The organism is Aliishimia ponticola (assembly GCF_004803475.1).
GTDB classification, from domain to species: Bacteria; Pseudomonadota; Alphaproteobacteria; order Rhodobacterales; family Rhodobacteraceae; genus Aliishimia; species Aliishimia ponticola.
The window spans coordinates 705,995-724,555 of the sequence record NZ_SRKY01000002.1 but is presented as its reverse complement, the minus strand read 5'-3'; the positions used below and the strand labels follow the sequence as shown (position 1 = coordinate 724,555).

21 protein-coding genes are annotated in these 18,561 nt (G+C 63.0%); 5 read left to right on the top strand and 16 right to left on the bottom strand.

Translation table 11 applies throughout. The features are described from left to right. Positions 1 to 3: 3 nt before the first annotated feature. The 10 genes from pal to ruvC form a co-directional block, all read right to left on the bottom strand. Complete coding sequence (pal, locus tag E4Z66_RS09865; RefSeq protein ID WP_136462819.1) at positions 4 to 525, bottom strand: peptidoglycan-associated lipoprotein Pal; 522 nt, start codon at positions 523 to 525, stop codon at positions 4 to 6. Positions 526 to 584: 59 nt separating this feature from the next. Further along, the gene (gene tolB, locus E4Z66_RS09860) at positions 585 to 1,901 is read right to left on the bottom strand and encodes a Tol-Pal system beta propeller repeat protein TolB (RefSeq protein ID WP_136462818.1); all 1,317 of its coding nucleotides are present in this window, start codon (positions 1,899 to 1,901) and stop codon (positions 585 to 587) included. Continuing rightward, the gene (locus tag E4Z66_RS09855) at positions 1,898 to 2,992 is read right to left on the bottom strand and encodes a hypothetical protein (RefSeq protein WP_136462817.1); all 1,095 of its coding nucleotides are present in this window, start codon (positions 2,990 to 2,992) and stop codon (positions 1,898 to 1,900) included. Before E4Z66_RS09855 ends, tolB begins: the two co-directional genes overlap by 4 nt. Positions 2,993 to 2,998: 6 nt before the next feature. Next, positions 2,999 to 3,466: a protein TolR gene (gene tolR / locus E4Z66_RS09850; RefSeq protein ID WP_136462816.1), complete on the bottom strand. Its 468-nt coding sequence runs from the start codon at positions 3,464 to 3,466 to the stop codon at positions 2,999 to 3,001. 4 nt (positions 3,467 to 3,470) lie between these two features. Continuing rightward, positions 3,471 to 4,166 carry a protein TolQ gene (gene tolQ / locus E4Z66_RS09845; protein WP_136462815.1) on the bottom strand — a complete coding sequence of 232 codons (696 nt, stop codon included), beginning with the start codon at positions 4,164 to 4,166 and terminating at the stop codon, positions 3,471 to 3,473. 100 nt (positions 4,167 to 4,266) lie between these two features. After that, positions 4,267 to 4,662, bottom strand: coding sequence for a YbgC/FadM family acyl-CoA thioesterase (locus tag E4Z66_RS09840; protein ID WP_136462814.1), 396 nt, complete (start codon positions 4,660 to 4,662; stop codon positions 4,267 to 4,269). A gap of 123 nt (positions 4,663 to 4,785) precedes the next feature. Further along, positions 4,786 to 5,424, bottom strand: a complete 639-nt coding sequence (locus tag E4Z66_RS09835) for a hypothetical protein (protein WP_211097132.1) — start codon at positions 5,422 to 5,424, stop codon at positions 4,786 to 4,788. An 86-nt stretch (positions 5,425 to 5,510) separates the two neighbouring features. After that, positions 5,511 to 6,533: a Holliday junction branch migration DNA helicase RuvB gene (gene ruvB / locus E4Z66_RS09830; protein ID WP_136462812.1), complete on the bottom strand. Its 1,023-nt coding sequence runs from the start codon at positions 6,531 to 6,533 to the stop codon at positions 5,511 to 5,513. 6 nt (positions 6,534 to 6,539) lie between these two features. Further along, positions 6,540 to 7,211 (bottom strand): Holliday junction branch migration protein RuvA, encoded by a 672-nt coding sequence (gene ruvA / locus E4Z66_RS09825; protein WP_136462811.1) that lies wholly within the window; start codon positions 7,209 to 7,211, stop codon positions 6,540 to 6,542. Next, positions 7,208 to 7,714 (bottom strand): crossover junction endodeoxyribonuclease RuvC, encoded by a 507-nt coding sequence (ruvC, locus tag E4Z66_RS09820; protein ID WP_136462810.1) that lies wholly within the window; start codon positions 7,712 to 7,714, stop codon positions 7,208 to 7,210. Before ruvC ends, ruvA begins: the two co-directional genes overlap by 4 nt. Positions 7,715 to 8,069: 355 nt before the next feature. On the opposite strand from ruvC, the gene E4Z66_RS09815 reads away from it, so the two are divergent. After that, a complete protein-coding gene (locus E4Z66_RS09815) occupies positions 8,070 to 8,282 on the top strand; it encodes a DUF1127 domain-containing protein (RefSeq protein WP_136462809.1) in 213 nt (70 codons plus the stop codon). Positions 8,283 to 8,466: 184 nt separating this feature from the next. Here E4Z66_RS09815 and E4Z66_RS09810 read toward each other — a convergent pair whose 3' ends face one another. From E4Z66_RS09810 to E4Z66_RS09790, 5 genes are all read right to left on the bottom strand, one after another. Beyond that, positions 8,467 to 8,748, bottom strand: a complete 282-nt coding sequence (locus E4Z66_RS09810; protein WP_246035955.1) for a hypothetical protein — start codon at positions 8,746 to 8,748, stop codon at positions 8,467 to 8,469. A gap of 169 nt (positions 8,749 to 8,917) precedes the next feature. Continuing rightward, positions 8,918 to 9,790, bottom strand: a complete 873-nt coding sequence (locus tag E4Z66_RS09805) for a 50S ribosomal protein L11 methyltransferase (RefSeq protein WP_136462807.1) — start codon at positions 9,788 to 9,790, stop codon at positions 8,918 to 8,920. Beyond that, the gene (locus E4Z66_RS09800) at positions 9,790 to 11,193 is read right to left on the bottom strand and encodes an MATE family efflux transporter (protein WP_246035953.1); all 1,404 of its coding nucleotides are present in this window, start codon (positions 11,191 to 11,193) and stop codon (positions 9,790 to 9,792) included. The genes E4Z66_RS09805 and E4Z66_RS09800 overlap by 1 nt, the downstream gene beginning before the upstream one ends. Then, complete coding sequence (locus tag E4Z66_RS09795; RefSeq protein ID WP_136462806.1) at positions 11,190 to 12,431, bottom strand: MFS transporter; 1,242 nt, start codon at positions 12,429 to 12,431, stop codon at positions 11,190 to 11,192. The genes E4Z66_RS09800 and E4Z66_RS09795 overlap by 4 nt, the downstream gene beginning before the upstream one ends. A 102-nt stretch (positions 12,432 to 12,533) precedes the next feature. Next, positions 12,534 to 14,759: a primosomal protein N' gene (locus E4Z66_RS09790; RefSeq protein WP_136462805.1), complete on the bottom strand. Its 2,226-nt coding sequence runs from the start codon at positions 14,757 to 14,759 to the stop codon at positions 12,534 to 12,536. Positions 14,760 to 14,817: 58 nt separating this feature from the next. Here E4Z66_RS09790 and fsa point away from each other — a divergent pair, with 58 nt between their 5' ends. Beyond that, the gene (fsa, locus tag E4Z66_RS09785; protein WP_136462804.1) at positions 14,818 to 15,471 is read left to right on the top strand and encodes a fructose-6-phosphate aldolase; all 654 of its coding nucleotides are present in this window, start codon (positions 14,818 to 14,820) and stop codon (positions 15,469 to 15,471) included. A gap of 134 nt (positions 15,472 to 15,605) precedes the next feature. Here the strand turns inward: fsa and E4Z66_RS09780 are convergent, their stop codons facing one another. Further along, positions 15,606 to 16,430 carry a flagellin N-terminal helical domain-containing protein gene (locus E4Z66_RS09780; RefSeq protein ID WP_136462803.1) on the bottom strand — a complete coding sequence of 275 codons (825 nt, stop codon included), beginning with the start codon at positions 16,428 to 16,430 and terminating at the stop codon, positions 15,606 to 15,608. A 206-nt stretch (positions 16,431 to 16,636) separates the two neighbouring features. Here E4Z66_RS09780 and E4Z66_RS19655 point away from each other — a divergent pair, with 206 nt between their 5' ends. Genes E4Z66_RS19655 through E4Z66_RS09770 form a run of 3 tightly spaced genes read left to right on the top strand, consistent with a single transcriptional unit; the run spans position 16,637 to position 18,538 of the window. After that, positions 16,637 to 16,912, top strand: coding sequence for a hypothetical protein (locus E4Z66_RS19655; RefSeq protein ID WP_168797769.1), 276 nt, complete (start codon positions 16,637 to 16,639; stop codon positions 16,910 to 16,912). Then, on the top strand, positions 16,887 to 17,594 hold the full coding sequence (locus E4Z66_RS09775; protein WP_136462802.1) for a DUF484 family protein: 708 nt from the start codon (positions 16,887 to 16,889) through the stop codon (positions 17,592 to 17,594). The genes E4Z66_RS19655 and E4Z66_RS09775 overlap by 26 nt, the downstream gene beginning before the upstream one ends. Next, a complete protein-coding gene (locus E4Z66_RS09770) occupies positions 17,591 to 18,538 on the top strand; it encodes a tyrosine recombinase XerC (protein WP_425456130.1) in 948 nt (315 codons plus the stop codon). The genes E4Z66_RS09775 and E4Z66_RS09770 overlap by 4 nt, the downstream gene beginning before the upstream one ends. Positions 18,539 to 18,561: the final 23 nt, after the last annotated feature.

Here is an 18,561-nt window from a genome sequence, read left to right as displayed (position 1 = left end):
GGCTTACCCGGTCAACCCAGCGGCCAGCACCGTGACGGAGCGGCGGTTCTTGGCATAGCAGGCTTCCTCGGAACAGATTTCCGCCGGACGCTCCTTACCATAGGACACAACGCGCAGACGGTTGCCCGCAACCCCCTTGGAGATCAGATAGTTACGCACCGTGTCGGCGCGGCGTGCGCCCAGCGCAAGGTTGTATTCCCGTGTGCCCTGCTCATCGGCGTGACCTTCGATCACGGCCGTATAGGCCACGTTCTGCATCAGCCAAGCGGCTTGCCCGTCCAGCGTGGCCTGCCCTTCGGCGGTCAAATTCGACTGGTCCACGGGGAACAGAACGCGGTCGCCGATGGACTGCTGGAAATATGCCGGCGACGTCGGGTCCGACGCGCTGCCCGGAACGATGCCTGCGTTTGCGGCCGTTCCGGCCCCGCCAGCGGTGGCATCCGCGCCGCCCAGACGGGCGGGATCGGTACAGGCCGACAGCGCAAGCGCGCCCAGCAGCAGGACCGTCTTGGAGGTCATTTTCATTGCTCTCGCCTCTTTCTTGTTTGACGCCCAGTCTATCATGACGCGCGCCGCGTTAAAAGCTATTGCAGCGGGCCCCAGCTGGCATCCGACGCGCCATCGGGCGTACGGATCTGGCGCAGCGCGCGGCCCGTGATATCGACGGAATACAGCGTGGAACGTCCCGACGCGCCTTGCGTTTCCCGGTGGAACATCAAAACCCGCCCATTGGGTGCCCATGTCGGCCCCTCATCAAGGAAGGACGCGGTAATCAAACGCTCGCGCGAGCCATCGGTGCGCATCACGCCGATATGGAACCGGCCCCGGTTCTGCTTGGTAAAGGCCACGAGGTCTCCGCGCGGCGACCAGACCGGCGTGCCATAGCGCCCTTCGCCAAAGCTGATCCGCTTCGCCTCGCCGCCCGAAGCCGGCATGATATACAGCTGTTGCGTGCCTGACCGGTCGGATTCAAAGACGATCTGGCTGCCATCGGGTGAAAAGCTGGGCGCGGTTTCAATCGACGGTGCCGAGGTCAGGCGCGTGGACTGTCCGGTGGCGATATCCATGGAGTAAAGGTCGGTATTGCCGCCCTGCGTCAGCGAATAGACCAGCCGCTGCCCGTCTGGCGCGAAGCGTGGCGCAAAGGACATCGTCCCTTCCGCGCTTTCAAGCACCCGCCGCTGCACAGATCCGACATCCAGCACGTAAATGCGCGGGAATCCGGTCTCGTAGCTGGTATACAGCACCCGGTCCCCGGTTGGCGAAAAGCGCGGGGCCAGCACCAGCGCGCTGGAATCGGTCAGGTACTGCACATTCGCGCCGTCCTGGTCCATGATCGCCAGCCGCTTCTGCCGCGCATCCTTTGGGCCGCTTTCGCTGACAAAAACGACCCGCGTGTCGAAATACGCGCCCTCGCCCGTGATCCGCGTATAAACCGCATCGGCCACCTTATGCGCCATGCGCCGCCAGCCTTCCGTGGTGCCCGCAAATTGCAGCCCTTGGCCCAGTTCGGCCCCCGAAGCCACGTCGAAGAGACGGAATTTCACCGTCACCTGCCCACCAGAGACAGACACAGCGCCACTGATCAGCGCTTGCACATTGATCGCCTTCCAATCGGGAAAGGATACCGGCGCGGCGAAATCGGTGATCGTGCTGATATGGGCAGAGGCCGGCACTTCGCGGAACAGGCCCGTACCGACAAGGTCATCCGACACCACGCGCGCGATATCCCCGGCCAAATCAGCGCCCGCCGCGTTCTCCGCCACGAAGGCCGGTGCCGCGAAGGGCATCGGTTCGATCACCCCTTGGGTAATATCAAGCCGCAGCGGCTGCTGCGCATAGGCCGCAACACCCGCACACAGGGCGCACAAACAGGCCAGAATTCCAAACAGTCTTTTCATCGCAGAAACATCCCTTCCGGATTGAACCGCATTTCGAGTTTGCGCCATTGATTGTATTTGTCACGGGGAAGCGGAAAGCCTTTGCGTCCACAATCGTTCATCAGACGGCGCACGGACCGATAAACCACATTGGCATCCTGCTGCGAGCCGCCCTCGAACCCGATCAGTTCCAGCGTCTCATAAATCACGCTGCCATCGGGGTTCATATCCATGGCAACCGTGATGATCGTGCCCTGCGCACTGGTCGACAGCGTGCCGATATACCAGCAATTGCCAATCGCGGCTTTGACATCCCCCAATTCGCCCGCCGTCAGCGGTGGCCCGGATGGCCCCGATTGCGCGCCGGGAGTGGTCTGTTGCTGGGCAACCTGGCTGGCCACGGCAGCGGCAATACTGTCGGCCACGTTTTCAGCTGCCTCCTGCGGCGGGGTCTCTGGTTCGGCCTGCGGGGCCGGGGCTGGCTCGGGCGTGGGCTGTGCCGTCTGCACCGGACGCGTGGGGCGCGAGCGCGGGCGCAGGCTGGCCGACGGCGCAGAGGGCGGCGCAGAGGCAGGCTCATCCGCCTCTGTCACGATCTGCGTTGTCGCCTCTGGCGGGGCGGTCGCCTCTTGCGGTGGCTGAGGCACATCGCCGGTGCTGTCTTCGGTCACGGTCTCTTGCGGCGTGTCATCGGGCACCGCTTCGGGCGTGGGTTCGGCCACGGGCACGGGCGCAATCCGGTCGGCCTGTTGCGGAACCGGCGTGTCCTGCTCCGGGGCAAGGACAGCGACATCCTCGGCGGGCGGCGCAGGCGGTTCTGGTTCGGCAGCGGGTTCGCTTGGCGGCTCCGGCGCGGGCGCGGGGTCCACCGGTTCCGGCGCAGGCTCCGCCACAGCCTCGGGCGCGGCGGGCGCTTCGGGGGCCTCTGCGATTTCAGGGGCGGCTTGCGGCGGCGCGGATGCCGCCTGCATCGCCTCGAAATCAGAGGCCGACACGACAGACACGTCCTGCACCATCATTGGCAATGGCTCACCGCGAAAGACGGGTCCGACAAGAACCCAGCCCAGCAGCAGCGCATGCGCGCCCAAAGAGATTTTGGTTCCGGTGTCCAAACCGACTCACCCATCCCGACCATCGAATGTCGGGCCGCCGATATCCGTCACCAGCCCGATATTGCTGAACCCGCCCGCATTGAGCGCGCCCATGATCTCCATCACGGTCGCATAGGGCACCGCCCCATCCGCCCGCAAAAACACGCGGTCCGAACTGCGTTCCGCCGCAATCGCGCGCAGTTTCGGCACCAGTTGATCGCGCGCTGTCTCAGCCGTCTGGATTTGCACCCCGCCATCGGCGGTGACGGTCACGGTCAGCGGCTCTTCCTGATCGGCGGGCAAGGCCCCGGCAGCGGTCTTGGGCAATTCCACCGGAACGCCCACCGTCAACAGCGGCGCGGCCACCATGAAGATGATCAGCAGCACCAGCATCACGTCCACGAAGGGCGTGACGTTGATCTCTGCCATTGGCTGTGCCCGCCGCCGACGCCGCCGCGAGCCACTGCGTTCCGACTTGATGACGCCTGCGCCCATGGGCTTACCCGTCCAACTGCCGCGACAGGATCGTCGCGAACTCGTCCGAGAACGCCTCGTACCCGGCGATGATGTGATCGCTGTCAGCGCTCAGCTTGTTATAGAAGATCACCGCAGGAATAGCGGCCAGCAACCCCAGCCCGGTGGCCAGCAGCGCCTCGGCGATACCGGGTGCAACAACGGCCAGATTGGTGTTCTGCTGCTCTGCGATTTCGATGAAGGCGTTCATGATGCCGACCACGGTCCCGAACAGGCCGATGAACGGCGCAGAAGACCCCACGGTCGCCAGCACCGTCAGCCCGCGCTGCAAATCTTCGGCCTCTTTCTGGATCGCCACATCCATGGACCGGTCGATGCGCGCCGTCGCCCCGGCAATCATGCCACCATCGTCGCGATGCGACCGGCGCCATTCGATCATGCCGGCGCTGAACACCCTCTCGGCCCGCCCGGAAGGGTCTGGCCCGATCTCGTCGAACAGCCCGTCAAGCGGGTCACCCGACCAGAAACGTGCGTCGAACGCCGCCGCTTCGGCCCGCGCCGCGCGGTAGACGACAATTCGCTGAATGATGATGCCCCACGCCCAGACAGACGCTGCAACCAGCGCAATCATGACGAGTTTGACGGTAAGGGTGGCGCGCATGAAAAGGCTCCACAAGGAGAAATCAATCTCCTGTGCCAGCGCCAGGGTCTCTGCTTCCATCTGCCTGCTCTTGCTTTATGGCCCGGTTTTGCCCGGTTGTTAGCGCGAATCTAGCAAGAAAGTCAGGGGAAGACCATCACTTCGGCGTCATGTCCGCCGATCACCCGCCAAGCCTTGAGCGAAGTTCCGCCGGAAGGCGCATGGGCTTGCCGCCGGTGCTCATTGTCGCGGCTGTCACCAGCGCCTTGAAGATCAACGTGTCGCCGCGCAGCACTTCCTGTTCGAAGATCCAGCGCACCGGTCCCTTGGCATAATGGCGCGTTTGCACCGTCAGCCGATCGCCAAGCCGCGCCGAGGAGACATAGTCCGCCTCCACCCGCGTAACGACAAAGACGATATCCATCTCGCGCATGGCCCGCTGGTCCAAGCCCAGCTCTTCCACGATGGTCGAACGCGCCCGCTCGATATAGCGCAGGTAATTGGCGTAATAGACGATGCCCGCCATATCGGTGTCTTCATAATAGACGGTGACCGGGAAACTATGCGGCTCTGACATGGTGGCTCCTGCGGTTGCCGGGGGATCGCGCCCCTATATCCCCCGAGCCGTGGGCCGGGCACAACCGTTTCGCTGCGTCCTTCGGGCAGTTCCGCCCAACCCGGCGACGAAATGGCAGCCGCGTCAATGCGGTGCCGTGCGCTCCGCCTGAGACACCCGCGCCGCCAAGCGCATCGCGTGGGACGCATCCTGCGCCATCACAGGCAAGACCGGATCATAGGCCGCGCGAATGACCGCCGCGACGTCAGGGCGCAGCACCGTCGTGCCATCGGCAATGGCAAGCGGCGAGCTGTCGCGGAAGGCCAGATCGGACCACAGCAGAATGCTTTGCACCGCCTGGTTCAACGCTAGCGATTCTGCGGGCATCTCGGACAGGGCCTTGTCCATCCGCAGGAACACGAAGCACGCCTGAATCGCCCCATCCTCATCGAAGCGGAACGCCCGGTACTGGTTCGCATCCGCATCGCGCAACCGCGTCACAAGGTCGGCCAGATCGGGCACCAGCTTGTCCATATTCGGCACATCCAGCATTTCCTGCCAGTCGCGCATCACGAACCACATGAAATTCGCACCCAGTTCGGGATCGGTCTCGCTTATCTGGTGACCGCAAAGCGCGCAGACCGCTTCGACCGCGCCCTTGATGACGCCCAGCGTTTCTTCTTCCACGCCGAAGACGACGGGGGCAAGGGGCCGCCCCCAGCGCGAAAACAGATAGGAGCCGTCCTCGCGGCGAAACAATCGTTCGATGTCTGACGCATCCATGAGGCGTTCTCCGATCCGCATTTTGCCCGCGCAGGGGATAAAGCCGCGCGCGCATCCATGCAAGCAATCGGGTTCAGGAACTCCCGTCAGGAAAACAGGTCGGACGGCCCCTTTGGTGCGTCCAGCCCAAGATGCCGCCATGCGCCCTGCGTCAGCATCCGCCCGCGCGGGGTGCGCTGTATCAAGCCTTGTTGCAGAAGGTAGGGTTCGATCACCTCTTCCAGCGCATCGCGGCTTTCCGACAGTGCCGCCGAAAGCGTTTCGATCCCCACGGGTCCGCCGCCGTAATGTTCCGCGATCAGCCGCAAATAGCGCCGGTCCGCGCCGTCAAGCCCGCGTCCATCTACGCCCAGCCGCGTCAACGCCATATCGGCCAGCGCCTGCGTCACGCGGCCATCGCCTTCGACCACGGCGAAATCGACCACGCGGCGCAGCAAGCGACCCGCGATCCGCGGCGTGCCACGGGCGCGACGGGCGATTTCCCGCGCGCCGCCCTCATCGGCGGGCGCGCCCAGCTTGATTGCATTGCGGCTCACGATCTCGAAAAGCTCATCCTCGGTATAGAATTGCAGCCGCGTCGGGATGCCGAACCGGTCGCGCAGCGGTGTCGTCAGCAGCCCCATCCGTGTGGTTGCCCCGACCAGCGTGAAGGGCTGCAATTCGATCCGCACCGTGCGCGCCGCCGGACCTTCGCCGATCACGAGGTCGAGTTCGAAATCCTCCATCGCGGGATAAAGCACCTCTTCCACCGCCGGATTGAGCCGGTGAATCTCGTCGATGAACAGCACGTCCCGCGCTTCGAGATTGGTGAGGATCGCGGCCAGATCGCCCGCCTTGGCCAGCACCGGGCCAGAGGTCATGCGGAAATTCACCCCAAGCTCATGCGCCATGATCTGCGCCAGCGTCGTCTTGCCCAGACCGGGCGGGCCATGAAACAGCGTGTGGTCCATCGCCTCGCCGCGCGACCGCGCGGATTGGACAAAGACCCGCAGGTTGGCCCGCGCCTCTGCCTGACCGATGAAATCGTCCAGCGCCTTGGGCCGCAGCGCGCGATCATTGTCTTCGGGCAGGGGATCGGGCCGCATCGTCGGGTCGAACGTATCGCTCATGCCACCCTACCCTTTCGGAGCCAGCAAGCGCAGCGCCGCGCGGATCAGTTCCGGCGTCTGCGCATCCGGCGCCTCGCCCGCGGCTTGCGCCACCGCCGACGCCGCTTCGGACGGGCCATAGCCAAGGTTGGACAGCGCCGACAGCGCCTCTGCCTGCGTGGCCCCGCTGGAGGCAGCAGGCGCAGAAGGCGGCGGCGCGGCAGGCGCGTCTGGTTCGATCACATCCTCCGCGGATATCTGCGGTTGCGCGGCCCCCACATGGCCCATCGCCATGACCTGCGGGGCCTTGTCCTTCAGGTCCAGCACGACGCGCTGCGCGATCTTGGGGCCAACGCCCTTCGCCGCCTTGACCGCCGCCCAGTCACCCGTTGCAATCGCGCGGCTGACACCATCGGGTCCAAGCGCGCCCAGGATGGCAAGCGAAGCCTTAGCGCCAATGCCCTGCACCGACATGAGCAGCCGATGCCATTCTTTTTCCGCCAAGGACAGAAAGCCGTAAAGCTGCATCAGGTCTTCGCGCACCAGCAAATCGGTATAGACGGACACCGCCTCGCCCGGCCCCGGCAAGGCAGCCAGCGTCCGATCCGAACAATGCACAATATAACCAACCCCGCGCACATCGATCAGCACATGATCGTCGCCGCGATAGTCCAGCCGTCCTGAAAGTTTTCCGATCACGCGCGCGCCCTCGCAATAGCCGCGGCATAGCCGCCTGCCCCGCCCCCATGATGCGCATGGCAAATGGCAATGGCCAGCGCATCCGCCGCATCCGCGCTATGCAGCTCGACCCCAGGCAATTGCAGGCGCACCATATGCTGCACCTGCTGCTTTTGCGCATGGCCGACACCGACCACCGTCTTCTTCACCGTGTTGGGCGAATATTCCGCCACCGCCAGCCCGGCCTGCGCCGGAACCAACAGCGTGACACCGCGCGCCTGCCCCAGCTTCAGCGTTGCTGCGCCATCCTTGTTCACGAAAGTCTGCTCCACCGCGGCCATATCGGGCGCATGTGCGCGCACAACTTCGGTCAATTGGTGATACAGCGACAGCAAGCGCCCCGCCAAATCCGACCCTTCGGACTTGCAAGTGCCATTGGCCACATGGGTGAGTCGGCTTCCATCGGCGTCGATCACGCCCCAACCGAGGTTCCGAAGCCCCGGATCGATCCCCAATACCCGCATTTCTGCCCCTGCTCATTCAAATTGTAGCTTTTTTGCTTCTTGGAAACAGAGCTAGCACGAAACGAGAACAACCGCCAAGCCCTGTCAGCCAGCGCCCATTTCCGCCACCCCATCGCACGATTGCGACACCGCCATCTGCGCGCTGTCCAAATTCGCGGCAGATGCGTCGTTTTTGACCTGCGAAAAACGGCGAAAAACGACGTGCCGTCAAACAGTTAACCAAGGGTTGAGACATATGCAAAACGCGCATTGCTCTCATGCAATTTTCGATCTTGCTCGATTACGACAACACGACTAGATGCCCGCTACTGGCGCCACGGGCGCCCTTTTTAATTTGTGCTCAAAGGAAAGACGCATGGCCGCAATCGACTTCTCCCGCGCCGCTTCCGGTTCTGCAACTGTTGCAAACCGCCGTGGCTCCTTCTTCTCCGCCTTGATCGGCGCAATCGTGTCGTGGAACGACGCACGTTTGACGCGCAACGCGCTGAACGACCTGACCGACCGCGAGTTGGAAGACATCGGTCTGACCCGCAGCGACATCGAAGACGTCGCGCAGCGCTATTCCTGAGCAGATCGGGCGGCTGACATGCTTGCCGCCCGCCCCGCTCTGCGCCGCTGCGACACGTGTCGCTAAAGCAACGCCCGCCCTGATGGGGATTTCTTGAAAGACGGGTGCTTCAGAACATCAAAAAACCGCGCTGCCGATCCCCGGCGCGCGGTTTTTTAATTCCTTGGGGATGCGTGGCCTCGGCTTATCGCACGTAAGGCCGCAGCGTGTCGGCAACCACTTGCGAGACAGGATCAATCCCCATCACGAACGCGCCAGCCTGCTCATAGACCGTACCGCCGCTCAGAACCGTCAGACGCTCCGAATAGGTCGCCGGGCCAAGCGTCGCCAGCATGAAGCCTTTGAACAGCATGAACACGCTCATCAGCAGGACGAAGCCGCGCACTGGCATGTGAAAGTGAACGCGGCGCGGATGCACAACAATGAGCCCATCCCCCCGCAAGCTAGCTGTATAGCCACGCGCCATCGCATTGTGGCGACGAGTCAGCCGGTTCAATCGTTTTGTAAATTCAATACGCCCATCAGACATGGCAACCTCGGCACTATTCCGGTTCGTTCAAGTTAACGGAAGGTTTACGGAAAAATTGTGGCGAAATCTGGGCAAAGCCAAAAATGTTGCGCTCTTTTTTGCCATATTAGGCGATTTTGCGCAAAACCAGTGTCGTCCAGTCAACAATCTCATCACGAGAGAGAAGATTGAAGCCAACTTGTGTATAATGGGCGACCACCTCATCCGCTTGCGGGTTCAGGATTCCGCTAAGAATTGCGTAACCACCCGGCTGAATGTGGCTCGCCATGTCCGGAGCCAGCGCGATAAGCGGGCCTTTCAGGATATTTGCAAAGACCAGATCGAAGGGCGCGGCAGCGGCAAGCTCCGGGTGGTCGAAACCAGCAGCTTCGACGCAGCGGACCCGGCCCTCAAGACCGTTCGCACGCACATTTGCCTCCGCCACATCGACTGCGACCTCGTCAATGTCAGAGGCCAGCACCGTTTCCGGCCAGACTTTCGCCGCCGCCATCGCCAGAACCGCCGTCCCGCACCCGATATCGACGGCGTTGTGGCATTCGACCCCGTCCCGCAGCAACCCGTCCAACGCCCGCAGACAGCCCAACGTGGTGCCGTGATGCCCGGTGCCGAAGGCCATCGCGGCTTCGATCAGCAGCGCCTCGCTTTCGGGCGGCACCTTATCCGCATCATGCGCGCCATAGACGAAGAAGCGCCCGGCCTCGACCGGGGCGAGTTCGCGCCGCACATGGGCGACCCAGTCGGTTTCCGGCAATTCGGACACGGTGAAGGGCTGCGCGCCCATCGCCGCCGCCAGAAGGTCCAGCGCCACCGCGTCGGGCGCTTCGGTGAAATAGCCGCCCACTTCCCACAGGCCCGAGCCATCCTCGACCTCGAACACACCGACGCCGGTCGGTTCGGGCGTCAACGTCTCCATCGCCTCGCCAAGCGCTTCTGCCTTGTCGCGGCCGGAAAGGGTGGTCAGTGCAGTGAAAGTGGGCATCAGCGTATCCTGTAGCGATCCGGAACCGGTCCCGGCGGGGGGTAAGGCCGCATCGCATCCGCGTCAAGCGGCGCCCCGCGCGCCAGCGTCTGAACATAGTTCCAGCCCCACGCAGCGGCGACGATCCCGGCCACCACACCGGCCAGGGTCTGCCCGTAGATCACGCCGGACGCGCCGAAAAACGCAGCCAGCGCCAAGGCCAGTGGCCAGCTGAGCACACCGTGATTGATCCAGTTGATCAGCGTTGAACGCCCCGGCTTGCCAAGGTTGTTGAACGCCGCGTTCGATACAAACAGCGCGCCGATAAAGACGAACCCGCCGACGCCAAAGCGGGTGAAGGCCATCAGCACTTCGGTCCCCAGATCGGTCAGTTCGAAAGCCGCCGCGACGAAACTGCCTGCGGTGGCCAGCAGCGCCCACGCCACCAGCGTATAAATGCCGCAAAAGATCAGCGCATCGCGATAGGTCGAGCGCAAGCGGTCGTAATAACCGGCGCCGAAATTCTGCCCGAAGATGCCGCCAATCGCACCCGACAGCGCAAAGATCCCGCCAAAGACCAGCACCGTCAGCCGCCCGACCACGGCCCAGGCCGCCACCGCATCGTCGCCATAGGGCGCCATGACCATCGTCAGCAGGTAGTTGCCGGAAGGCGTCGCCAATTGGGTCGCGATCGTTGGAACCGCGATTGCCGCAAAGGGACGCGCCACGCGGCGCACCACCGCTTTGCTGGGCCGTGCGATCAGGTTTTCCTGATGGATCGCGTAATAAAGACCAAAGCCCAACAGGAAGAAGCGGAAGACCACCAGCCCAATGGCCGCGCCATCCAGCCCCAGCCCCATCCAGATGATCAGAACCGGGTCGATCAGCAGCAGCACGATGCCCGATAGAAAGGTGACATACATCGCTTTTGCGCCGAACCCGTCTGCCCGCAGCGCGCCCGAGCAATTCATCGAAATCGCCATCGGCACCAGCGAGAAGACCGTAATCGCAAGATAACGCGCCGCAAGCCTGGCGGTTTCCCCCTCTGCCCCGGCGAGGGCAATCAGATCGTGCCTGAACACGAACAGCAGCAAGGCGACAAAGAACTGCACCACCGCTGAAATCATGACCGAGGCCCCGGCAAGCGCGCGCGCCTCCTCCCGATTGCCGCGTCCGATCGCCTGGCTGACAATCGCCGTGCCCGCAATCATCAACCCGATGCCGGAAGACACCGAAAAGAACTGGATCGCATAGGCAAAACCGATGGCGGCGACAAGCTGCGGGTCTCCGAACTGGCTTAGCCAGAACAGGTTGGTGGCATCGACGAGAAAGACGAACGTGATGCCGAATGCCCCGGTGGCCGTCATCCGCACCACATGCCCCATGGTGGAGCCTGTCAGAAAACGTCCGCGCGGCCCGCTCATTCCGCAGGGGCCGGCATGGGCGCGGAGAAGATCGTCTCATGTCCCGGCTCGGGGTGGCGCGGGATCAACAGCGCAAGACCAAGGCTGACCAGCGCCATCATCGCCGCCAAGCCAAACACAGCGCCGGGCGAGACCAGCCATAGATAGCCAAGCCCCGCAGGCAGGAACACCGCCGCGATGTGGTTGATCGTAAAGGCGACCGCCGCAGTGGGCGCGAAATCCCCCGGATCGGCGATTTTCTGGAAATAGGTCTTCAATGCCAGCGCAAGGGCAAAGAACAAGTGGTCGATCACATAAAGCGCCGCCGTTAGCACCACGCCCCAGCCGAACCAGTAGACCCCGCCATAGGCAAGGAACACCAGCACGAGGCCGGTATATTCGATGACCAGCGCGTTACGCTCGCCAAAGTGATGCACCGCCCGCCCCAGCAGCGGGGCCGCGATCATGTTCAGCACCAGCGTCAGCATCAGCAGCGAGGTCGTCTCGTGCACCTCAAATCCGAAGCGTTCAACCATCATGAACCCGGCAAAGACGACAAAGATCTGCCGCCGCGCACCGGCCATGAATTGCAGCGCATAATATAGCCAGTAGCGTTTGCGCAGCACGAATTCCTTGCGCTGCGGGTTCGGCTCCTGGAATTTGGGGAAGGCAAAGACGCAGTAAATCACGATCAGCAGCGTCAGCCCGCCCGCCGCCATATAGACGGCGTTATAACTCAACTCGAAGGCGCGCCATGTGGCGACGATCACGCCATAGGCCACAAGCGTCGCGCCCGACCCGATGGCGATAAGTTTGCCCAGCATCTGCGGCGCGCGGGCCTTGGGCAGCCATTGCAATTGCAGGCTCTGGTTCACGGTTTCGTAGTAGTGAAAACCGATGGAGCTTAGCAAAGTCACGAATAGAAGCCCGCCCATGGACGGGAACTGCGCGGTGATCGCCGTTGCCACGCCCAGCATCGCCAGCGACACCAGCGCCAGCACCTGTTCCCGCATGATGAACAGCAAGAAGATCACGAGGATCGCCAGAAAGCCCGGAATTTCGCGGACCGTATGCAGCCAGCCAATGTCCGACCCGTCGAAATGCGCGGCTTCGATAACGAAGTTATTCAGCAGCGCGGACCATGTCGAAAAGGACAATGGCATCGCCACGGCCATGCAGATCAGAAGGGCGACCGGTTGTTGCCACCGGGGAAGGTGACGCGCCTCATCCAGTGTGACGGTTTCGTTTCGCAAGGACATAACAATCGAGTTACGCCTGTTTCACGCGCTTGGCGAGCAGCAATTTTGCACAGAGCTATCTGCGCTGATGGTGGTCGGTGCGTCAGCGAGAAACTTGATTTGTCAAAGAAAACTCTGCGGATCGATGTCGACAGCAAGCCGCAACTCGCCCTTCAGTTTCACCTGTGACACCCAGCGCGACAACGCCTGTTGCAGCGCCACGCCCTTGCCCGCCTTGACCAGCAGACGCACCCTGTGCCGCCCGCGCACCCGCGCGATCGGGGCTGGCGCGGGGCCGAAAACCTGCGCCCCGATCTGCCGCAGCGGGCCATCGTTGCGCGCCAACATATTGCCCGCGTCAAAGACCTGCCCCACATCCGGGCCGGACAGGATGATGCCCGCCATGCGCCCGAAGGGGGGCACGCCCGCGGCTTCGCGCTCTGCCGCCTCGGCCCGCCAGAAGCCTTCCTCATCCCCGCCCAGAATGGCGCGGATCACAGGGTGTTCGGGCTGGAATGTCTGCAACAACGCCGTGCCCGGTGCCTCCGCCCGGCCCGCACGCCCTGCCACCTGCCGCATCAACTGGAACGTCCGCTCTGCCGCGCGCAGGTCAGAGCCTTGCAGCCCCAGATCCGCGTCGATCACCCCCACCAACGTCAGCTTGGGAAAGTTGTGCCCCTTCGCGACAAGCTGCGTGCCGATGATGATATCCGCCGCGCCCTCGGCAATCGCCTCGATTTCGGCCTTGAGCGCGCGGGCAGAGCCGAAGAGGTCAGAGGACAGCACCGCCACACGCGCATCGGGAAACAGCGCGGTCACTTCCTCGCTCAGCCGTTCGACCCCCGGCCCGACCGGTGCAAGCCGCCCCTCGGCCCCGCAGGACGGACATGCCTCCGGGATCGGGGTGCTTTCCCCGCATTGATGGCACATGAGCCGCTTGAGGAACCGATGTTCGACCATCCGCGCGTCGCATTGTTCGCAGCCCAACTGATGCCCGCAGGCCCGGCACAATGTCACCGGCGCATAGCCGCGCCGATTGAGGAACAAAAGCGCCTGTTCGCCCTTTTCGATGCGCGTGCGCACCGCCGCCTCCAGCGTCGGAGAGACCCAGCGCCCGCCGGGCAAATCTTCGTTGCGCATGTCGATCGTGCGCATTTCCGGCAGAACCGCAGGCCCGAACCGCGCCTCAAGGTCGATGCGCCGGTACTTGCCCGCCTCGGCATTGGCCCAGCTTTCCAGCGATGGTGTGGCCGAGGCCAGCACCACCTGCGCCGAACATAGCGATGCGCGCAGCACCGCCATGTCCCGGGCATTATACAGAACGCCGTCCTCTTGCTTGTAAGAGGTGTCGTGTTCCTCATCCACGACGATCAGACCAAGGTCGCGATAGGGCAAAAACAGCGCAGAGCGCGCGCCGATCACCAATTGCGCCCCGCCCGTGCCGACCATCCGCCAGATGCGGCGGCGTTCGGTCATGGTCGCGCCGGAATGCCATTCGGCGGGGCGCGCGCCGAACCGCGCCTCGACCCGCGTGAGGAATTCGGCGGTCAGCGCGATCTCTGGCAACAGAACCAGCGCCTGCCGTCCCGCGGCAAGACAGGCGGCGACGGCCTCCAGATACACCTCGGTCTTGCCGGACCCGGTCACACCGCGCAGCAGCGTCGTGCCATAGGTGCCCGATCTGATCCCATCGCGCAGATGCGCGGCAGCGGCTTCCTGATCGGCGGTCAGTTCCTTGCCCGGCCGCGACGGATCAAGCGGCGGGAATGGCATGTCGCGCGGCGCTTCTTCCTCGCTCACCACATTCTGTTTGACCAACCCCTTGATGACCGACGACGTAACGCCGGAGAGTTCCGACAACTCTTTGAGTGTAAAGCTCAAATCACCGTATTCGGCCAGGAAGTCGATCACCCGCCGGCGCGCATCCGTCATCCGGTCGGGCGTGCCGTCGCCGCGCCGGTACACCTTGCGCATCGATGGCGGATCACCCAGCCCCGGCGCCCGCGTTCCAAGCCGCAGCATTGCGGGCATTGGCGTCAACGTATAGGCCCCGGCCCGTTCCAAGAAGGCGCGCATCTCGGCACGCATCGGCGCCGTATCCAGCACGCGAGACACCGACCGGACCTTGGAAATGTCCCAATCACCGCGCCCTGCCCCCCAGACCACGCCCAGCACCTTGCGCGGCCCAAGCGGCACTTCGACGAACGCACCAAGCCAGCAGCCGCCCTCGGGCGCTTTGTAGTCGAGCACCCGGTCGAGCGGCTGCGTCGTCAGCACGCCGACAAGCGCGCCTTCTTCGAAGAACTCGGGGGTATCGGGGGTCACAGGGTTCACGGGGGTTCCAGACATCTTCCCTATGAGGTAAAGCCAGACGCGAACAAGGCCAAGCCATGACAGGAAAGCAGCCATGAAATTCTTCGTCGACACCGCCGAAATCGACGCGATTGCGGAACTCAACGATCTGGGAATGGTGGATGGGGTCACCACGAACCCCTCGCTCATCAAGAAATCCGGACGCGACATTCTGGAAGTCACCAAAGAGATTTGCGACCTCGTCGAAGGTCCGGTCTCTGCCGAGGTGATCGCGACGCAAGCCGATGACATGATCGCCGAGGGCCGCAAACTGGCGGAAATCGCGGAAAACATCGCCGTCAAACTGCCGCTGACATGGGACGGGCTGAAAGCCTGTAAGGTGCTGTCCGGCGAAGGCAAAATGGTCAACGTGACGCTGTGCTTCTCTGCCAATCAGGCACTGATCGCGGCCAAGGCCGGGGCGACGTTCATCTCTCCCTTCATCGGGCGCCTTGATGACATCAATCTCGACGGGATGGACCTGATTGAAGACATCCGCACGATTTACGACAATTACGGGTTCGACACGCAAATCCTCGCGGCGTCGATCCGGTCGGTGAACCACGTGCTGGAAAGCGCGCGTATCGGGGCCGATGTGATGACCGCGCCGCCGGAAGTCATCAAGAAGCTCGCGACGCACCCGCTGACCGACAAGGGGCTTGAGACGTTCCTGAAAGACGCCGAAGCCGCTGGCATCAAGATCGTTTGATCCGGCACGCCGTAATCTGAACAAGACGACGCGCCGCTCCGGCAGGAGCGACGCGCTTTGGCAGGGCAAGCCCGGATTGCATATGAGGGGCCGCCGGGCGAAGGGCGCGCCTAAACGCGCCCCCGCAATTGCTATTAACGGAACAGCTGCAGGATGGTCTGCGGCGACTGGTTCGCGATGGACAGCGACTGAACCGCCAGCGATTGCTGGGTTTGCAGCGCAGTCAGTCGGGCCGACGCTTCTTCCATATCCGCATCGACGAGCGAGCCGATACCGGTTTCCATCGCATCGGTCACGCGCGACACGAACTCGGCCTGATCGGAGATCCGGCTGGAGGACGCACCCAAAGCAGCAGCCGCGTCAACGGCGGTCTGGATGTGGGCTTCGATGTTCGCGATCGAAGCTTCCGCAGCGGAAGAAGAGCTGACGTCGATGTCGCTCAGATCAAGGTTCGATGTGAAGTCGACGGCGGTCACGGTAATATTCGCCGCAGTCACCGCACCAGAGCTATCCCGGTCGATCGAGGACAGCACTGTCAGATCCACACCATCGTCATTCAGCAGGTTGAAGCCGTTGAACTGCGACGCCGCGATGATGGAGGTCACCTGGTTGGACAGTTCCGTGACGTCGTTGCCCAGTTTGGTGTAATCGACGTTTTCACCGGTCGCCGCGACGACTTTCTCTTTGATGTCGTTGAGAACATTCACGATTTGCTCTGCACCGGCAGAGGCAACAGCCAGTGTGGATTCGCCAAGGGCCAGCGAGTCGGACACAGCCTTGAAGCCGGACACGTCGGATTCCATGACTTTGGAGATCGCCCAGATGGACGAGTTGTCCTTCGCGCTGGAGATGTCCTTACCGGTCGAGATCGCGTTTTGCGTGCTGGACAGGTCGGAGTTGACGGAGCGCAGAGTTTGCAGAGCTGTCATTGCGCTTGTGTTTGTAAGAATCGAAGACATAGGATTTTCCCTTTGTTTAACTGCATATAGCAGGAATTAACGCCCCGGAGTTCCCGGGAACGAACCAAAGGTCATTCTGACCAGTGCAAGGACTGAATGTTTCCAGATCGAGCGCCACCCAACGCGTCAGATGCCCTTTTGTGATGCACTGAAGGTGCTAACAGAACCCTAATGGCCGGTCTGGGCAAAGCTACGATTTGAGGGAAATGCTGTCGCTGATCCATCTTGCCTCTGGCGCGAAAATCGTTCTGCGAAAGCCTCGAAAATCGCCCGCAACGTGCCTGCGCAAGACAGTATTTTTGCAGAAGAAACAGGCCTTAGCGCGGGCGACTCGGAAGCTCGGGAACCTGATTCCATTGCGCAACACACCCGCGAATCCAGCGCCGCAGCACACGAAAAAGATGTGGGAGATTTCGCCCGACATGCTAAAGTCTCGCCAACAAAAAAGAGGCACCGATGAGCTCCAACCCGAAATTCGATGACGCCCTGCGTGAGGCGATCATTTCCCGCCCCGATGTGATTCTGGACGATCAGGATTTGATGCAGGCTTTGATCAGCGCGAATGAGCGCGCGATGGGCGGAAATATCGTCGATCTGCGCGGCATCGCGATGGAGCGCCTCGAACACCGACTCGACCGCCTCGAAGACACGCACCGCTCTGTCATTGCGGCCGCCTATGAAAATCTTGCCGGGACCAATCAGGTGCATCGCGCGATCCTGCGAATGCTCGACCCGCTGGAATTCGAACCCTTCCTGCGCAATCTGGGTAATGACGTGGCCGATGTGCTGCGCGTGGATTGCGCGAAACTGATCCTCGAATCTTTCGAAAGCGATGACGACCCGGTGGTCCACCGCCTTGGCGATGTGATGACCGTGGCAAAGCCCGGTTATGTTGACGCCTATCTGACGCAGGGCCGCTCGATCCAGCCGCGTCCGGTCACGTTACGGCAGGTGCAGAACGGGTCCGCAGCGATCTATGGCGAACAGTCTGACTGGATACGGTCGGAAGCCTGCCTCAAGCTCGACCTTGGCGAAGGCCGTCTGCCGGGGATGCTGGTGCTGGGCGCCGAAGACCCGCATATGTTCTCGCCGCAGCAAGGCACCGATCTTCTGACCTTCTTTGCCGGCGTTTTCGAACGATCCATGCGCCGCTGGCTGGCGTGAGCGCGCAAAGCCTTCTGATCTCGGACGCGGCGCGTGATGCGCTGCAAACTTGGCTGTCGCATCAAAAGGCGCTGAAAGGTGCGGCAGAGAATACGATCCTCGCCTATCAAACGGATGTGGCCGAATTCCTCGCCTTCATGACCGACCACAACGGCGATCGGCAGGGGCTTGCCGCGCTGGCCCGCATCACCGTGTCGGACATGCGCGCATGGATGGCGCGGATGCGGGGCAGCGGCGTCGGCGCGCGGTCACTGGCGCGCAAGCTCTCTGCGGTGAAGTCCTTCTATCGTTGGCTCGCCGCCCGCGAGGGGTTTGAACCCACCGCCGTCCTGTCTGCCCGCGCCCCGAAATTCACCAAGAAACTGCCCCGCCCGCTGCCGGAAAACGCGGCGCGCGATGTGATCGACACCGTGGCGCAGCAATCCTCGCAGCCGTGGGTCAATGCGCGCGATGCGGCGGTGCTGACCCTGCTTTGGGGCTGCGGGCTGCGGATTTCCGAAGCGCTCAGCCTGACCGGCCAGGACGCGCCGCTGGGCGACAGCCTGCGGATCACCGGCAAAGGCGGCAAGGAACGGCTGGTTCCGGTCTTGCCTGCCGCGCGTGACAGCGTTGCCGCCTATCTGTCGATCTGCCCTTACCCGCCAGAGCCGCAAGCCGCGCTTTTTCGTGCGGTGCGGGGCGGCCCGCTTAGCCCACGTGCGGTGCAGGGCGTGATGCAGAAGGCCCGGATGCAGCTTGGTCTGCCTGCCACGGCAACGCCCCATGCGATGCGCCACTCCTTCGCCACGCATCTGCTAAGCGCGGGCGGCGACCTGCGAGCCATTCAGGAACTCCTGGGCCATGCGAGCCTGTCGACGACGCAGGCCTATACATCCGTCGACACGCAACGGCTGATGGACGTTTACGCCGCGGCCCACCCCCGCGCCCGGCGATCAGGGGCCTGATTGCCGTTGCAGAAACCGTTAAC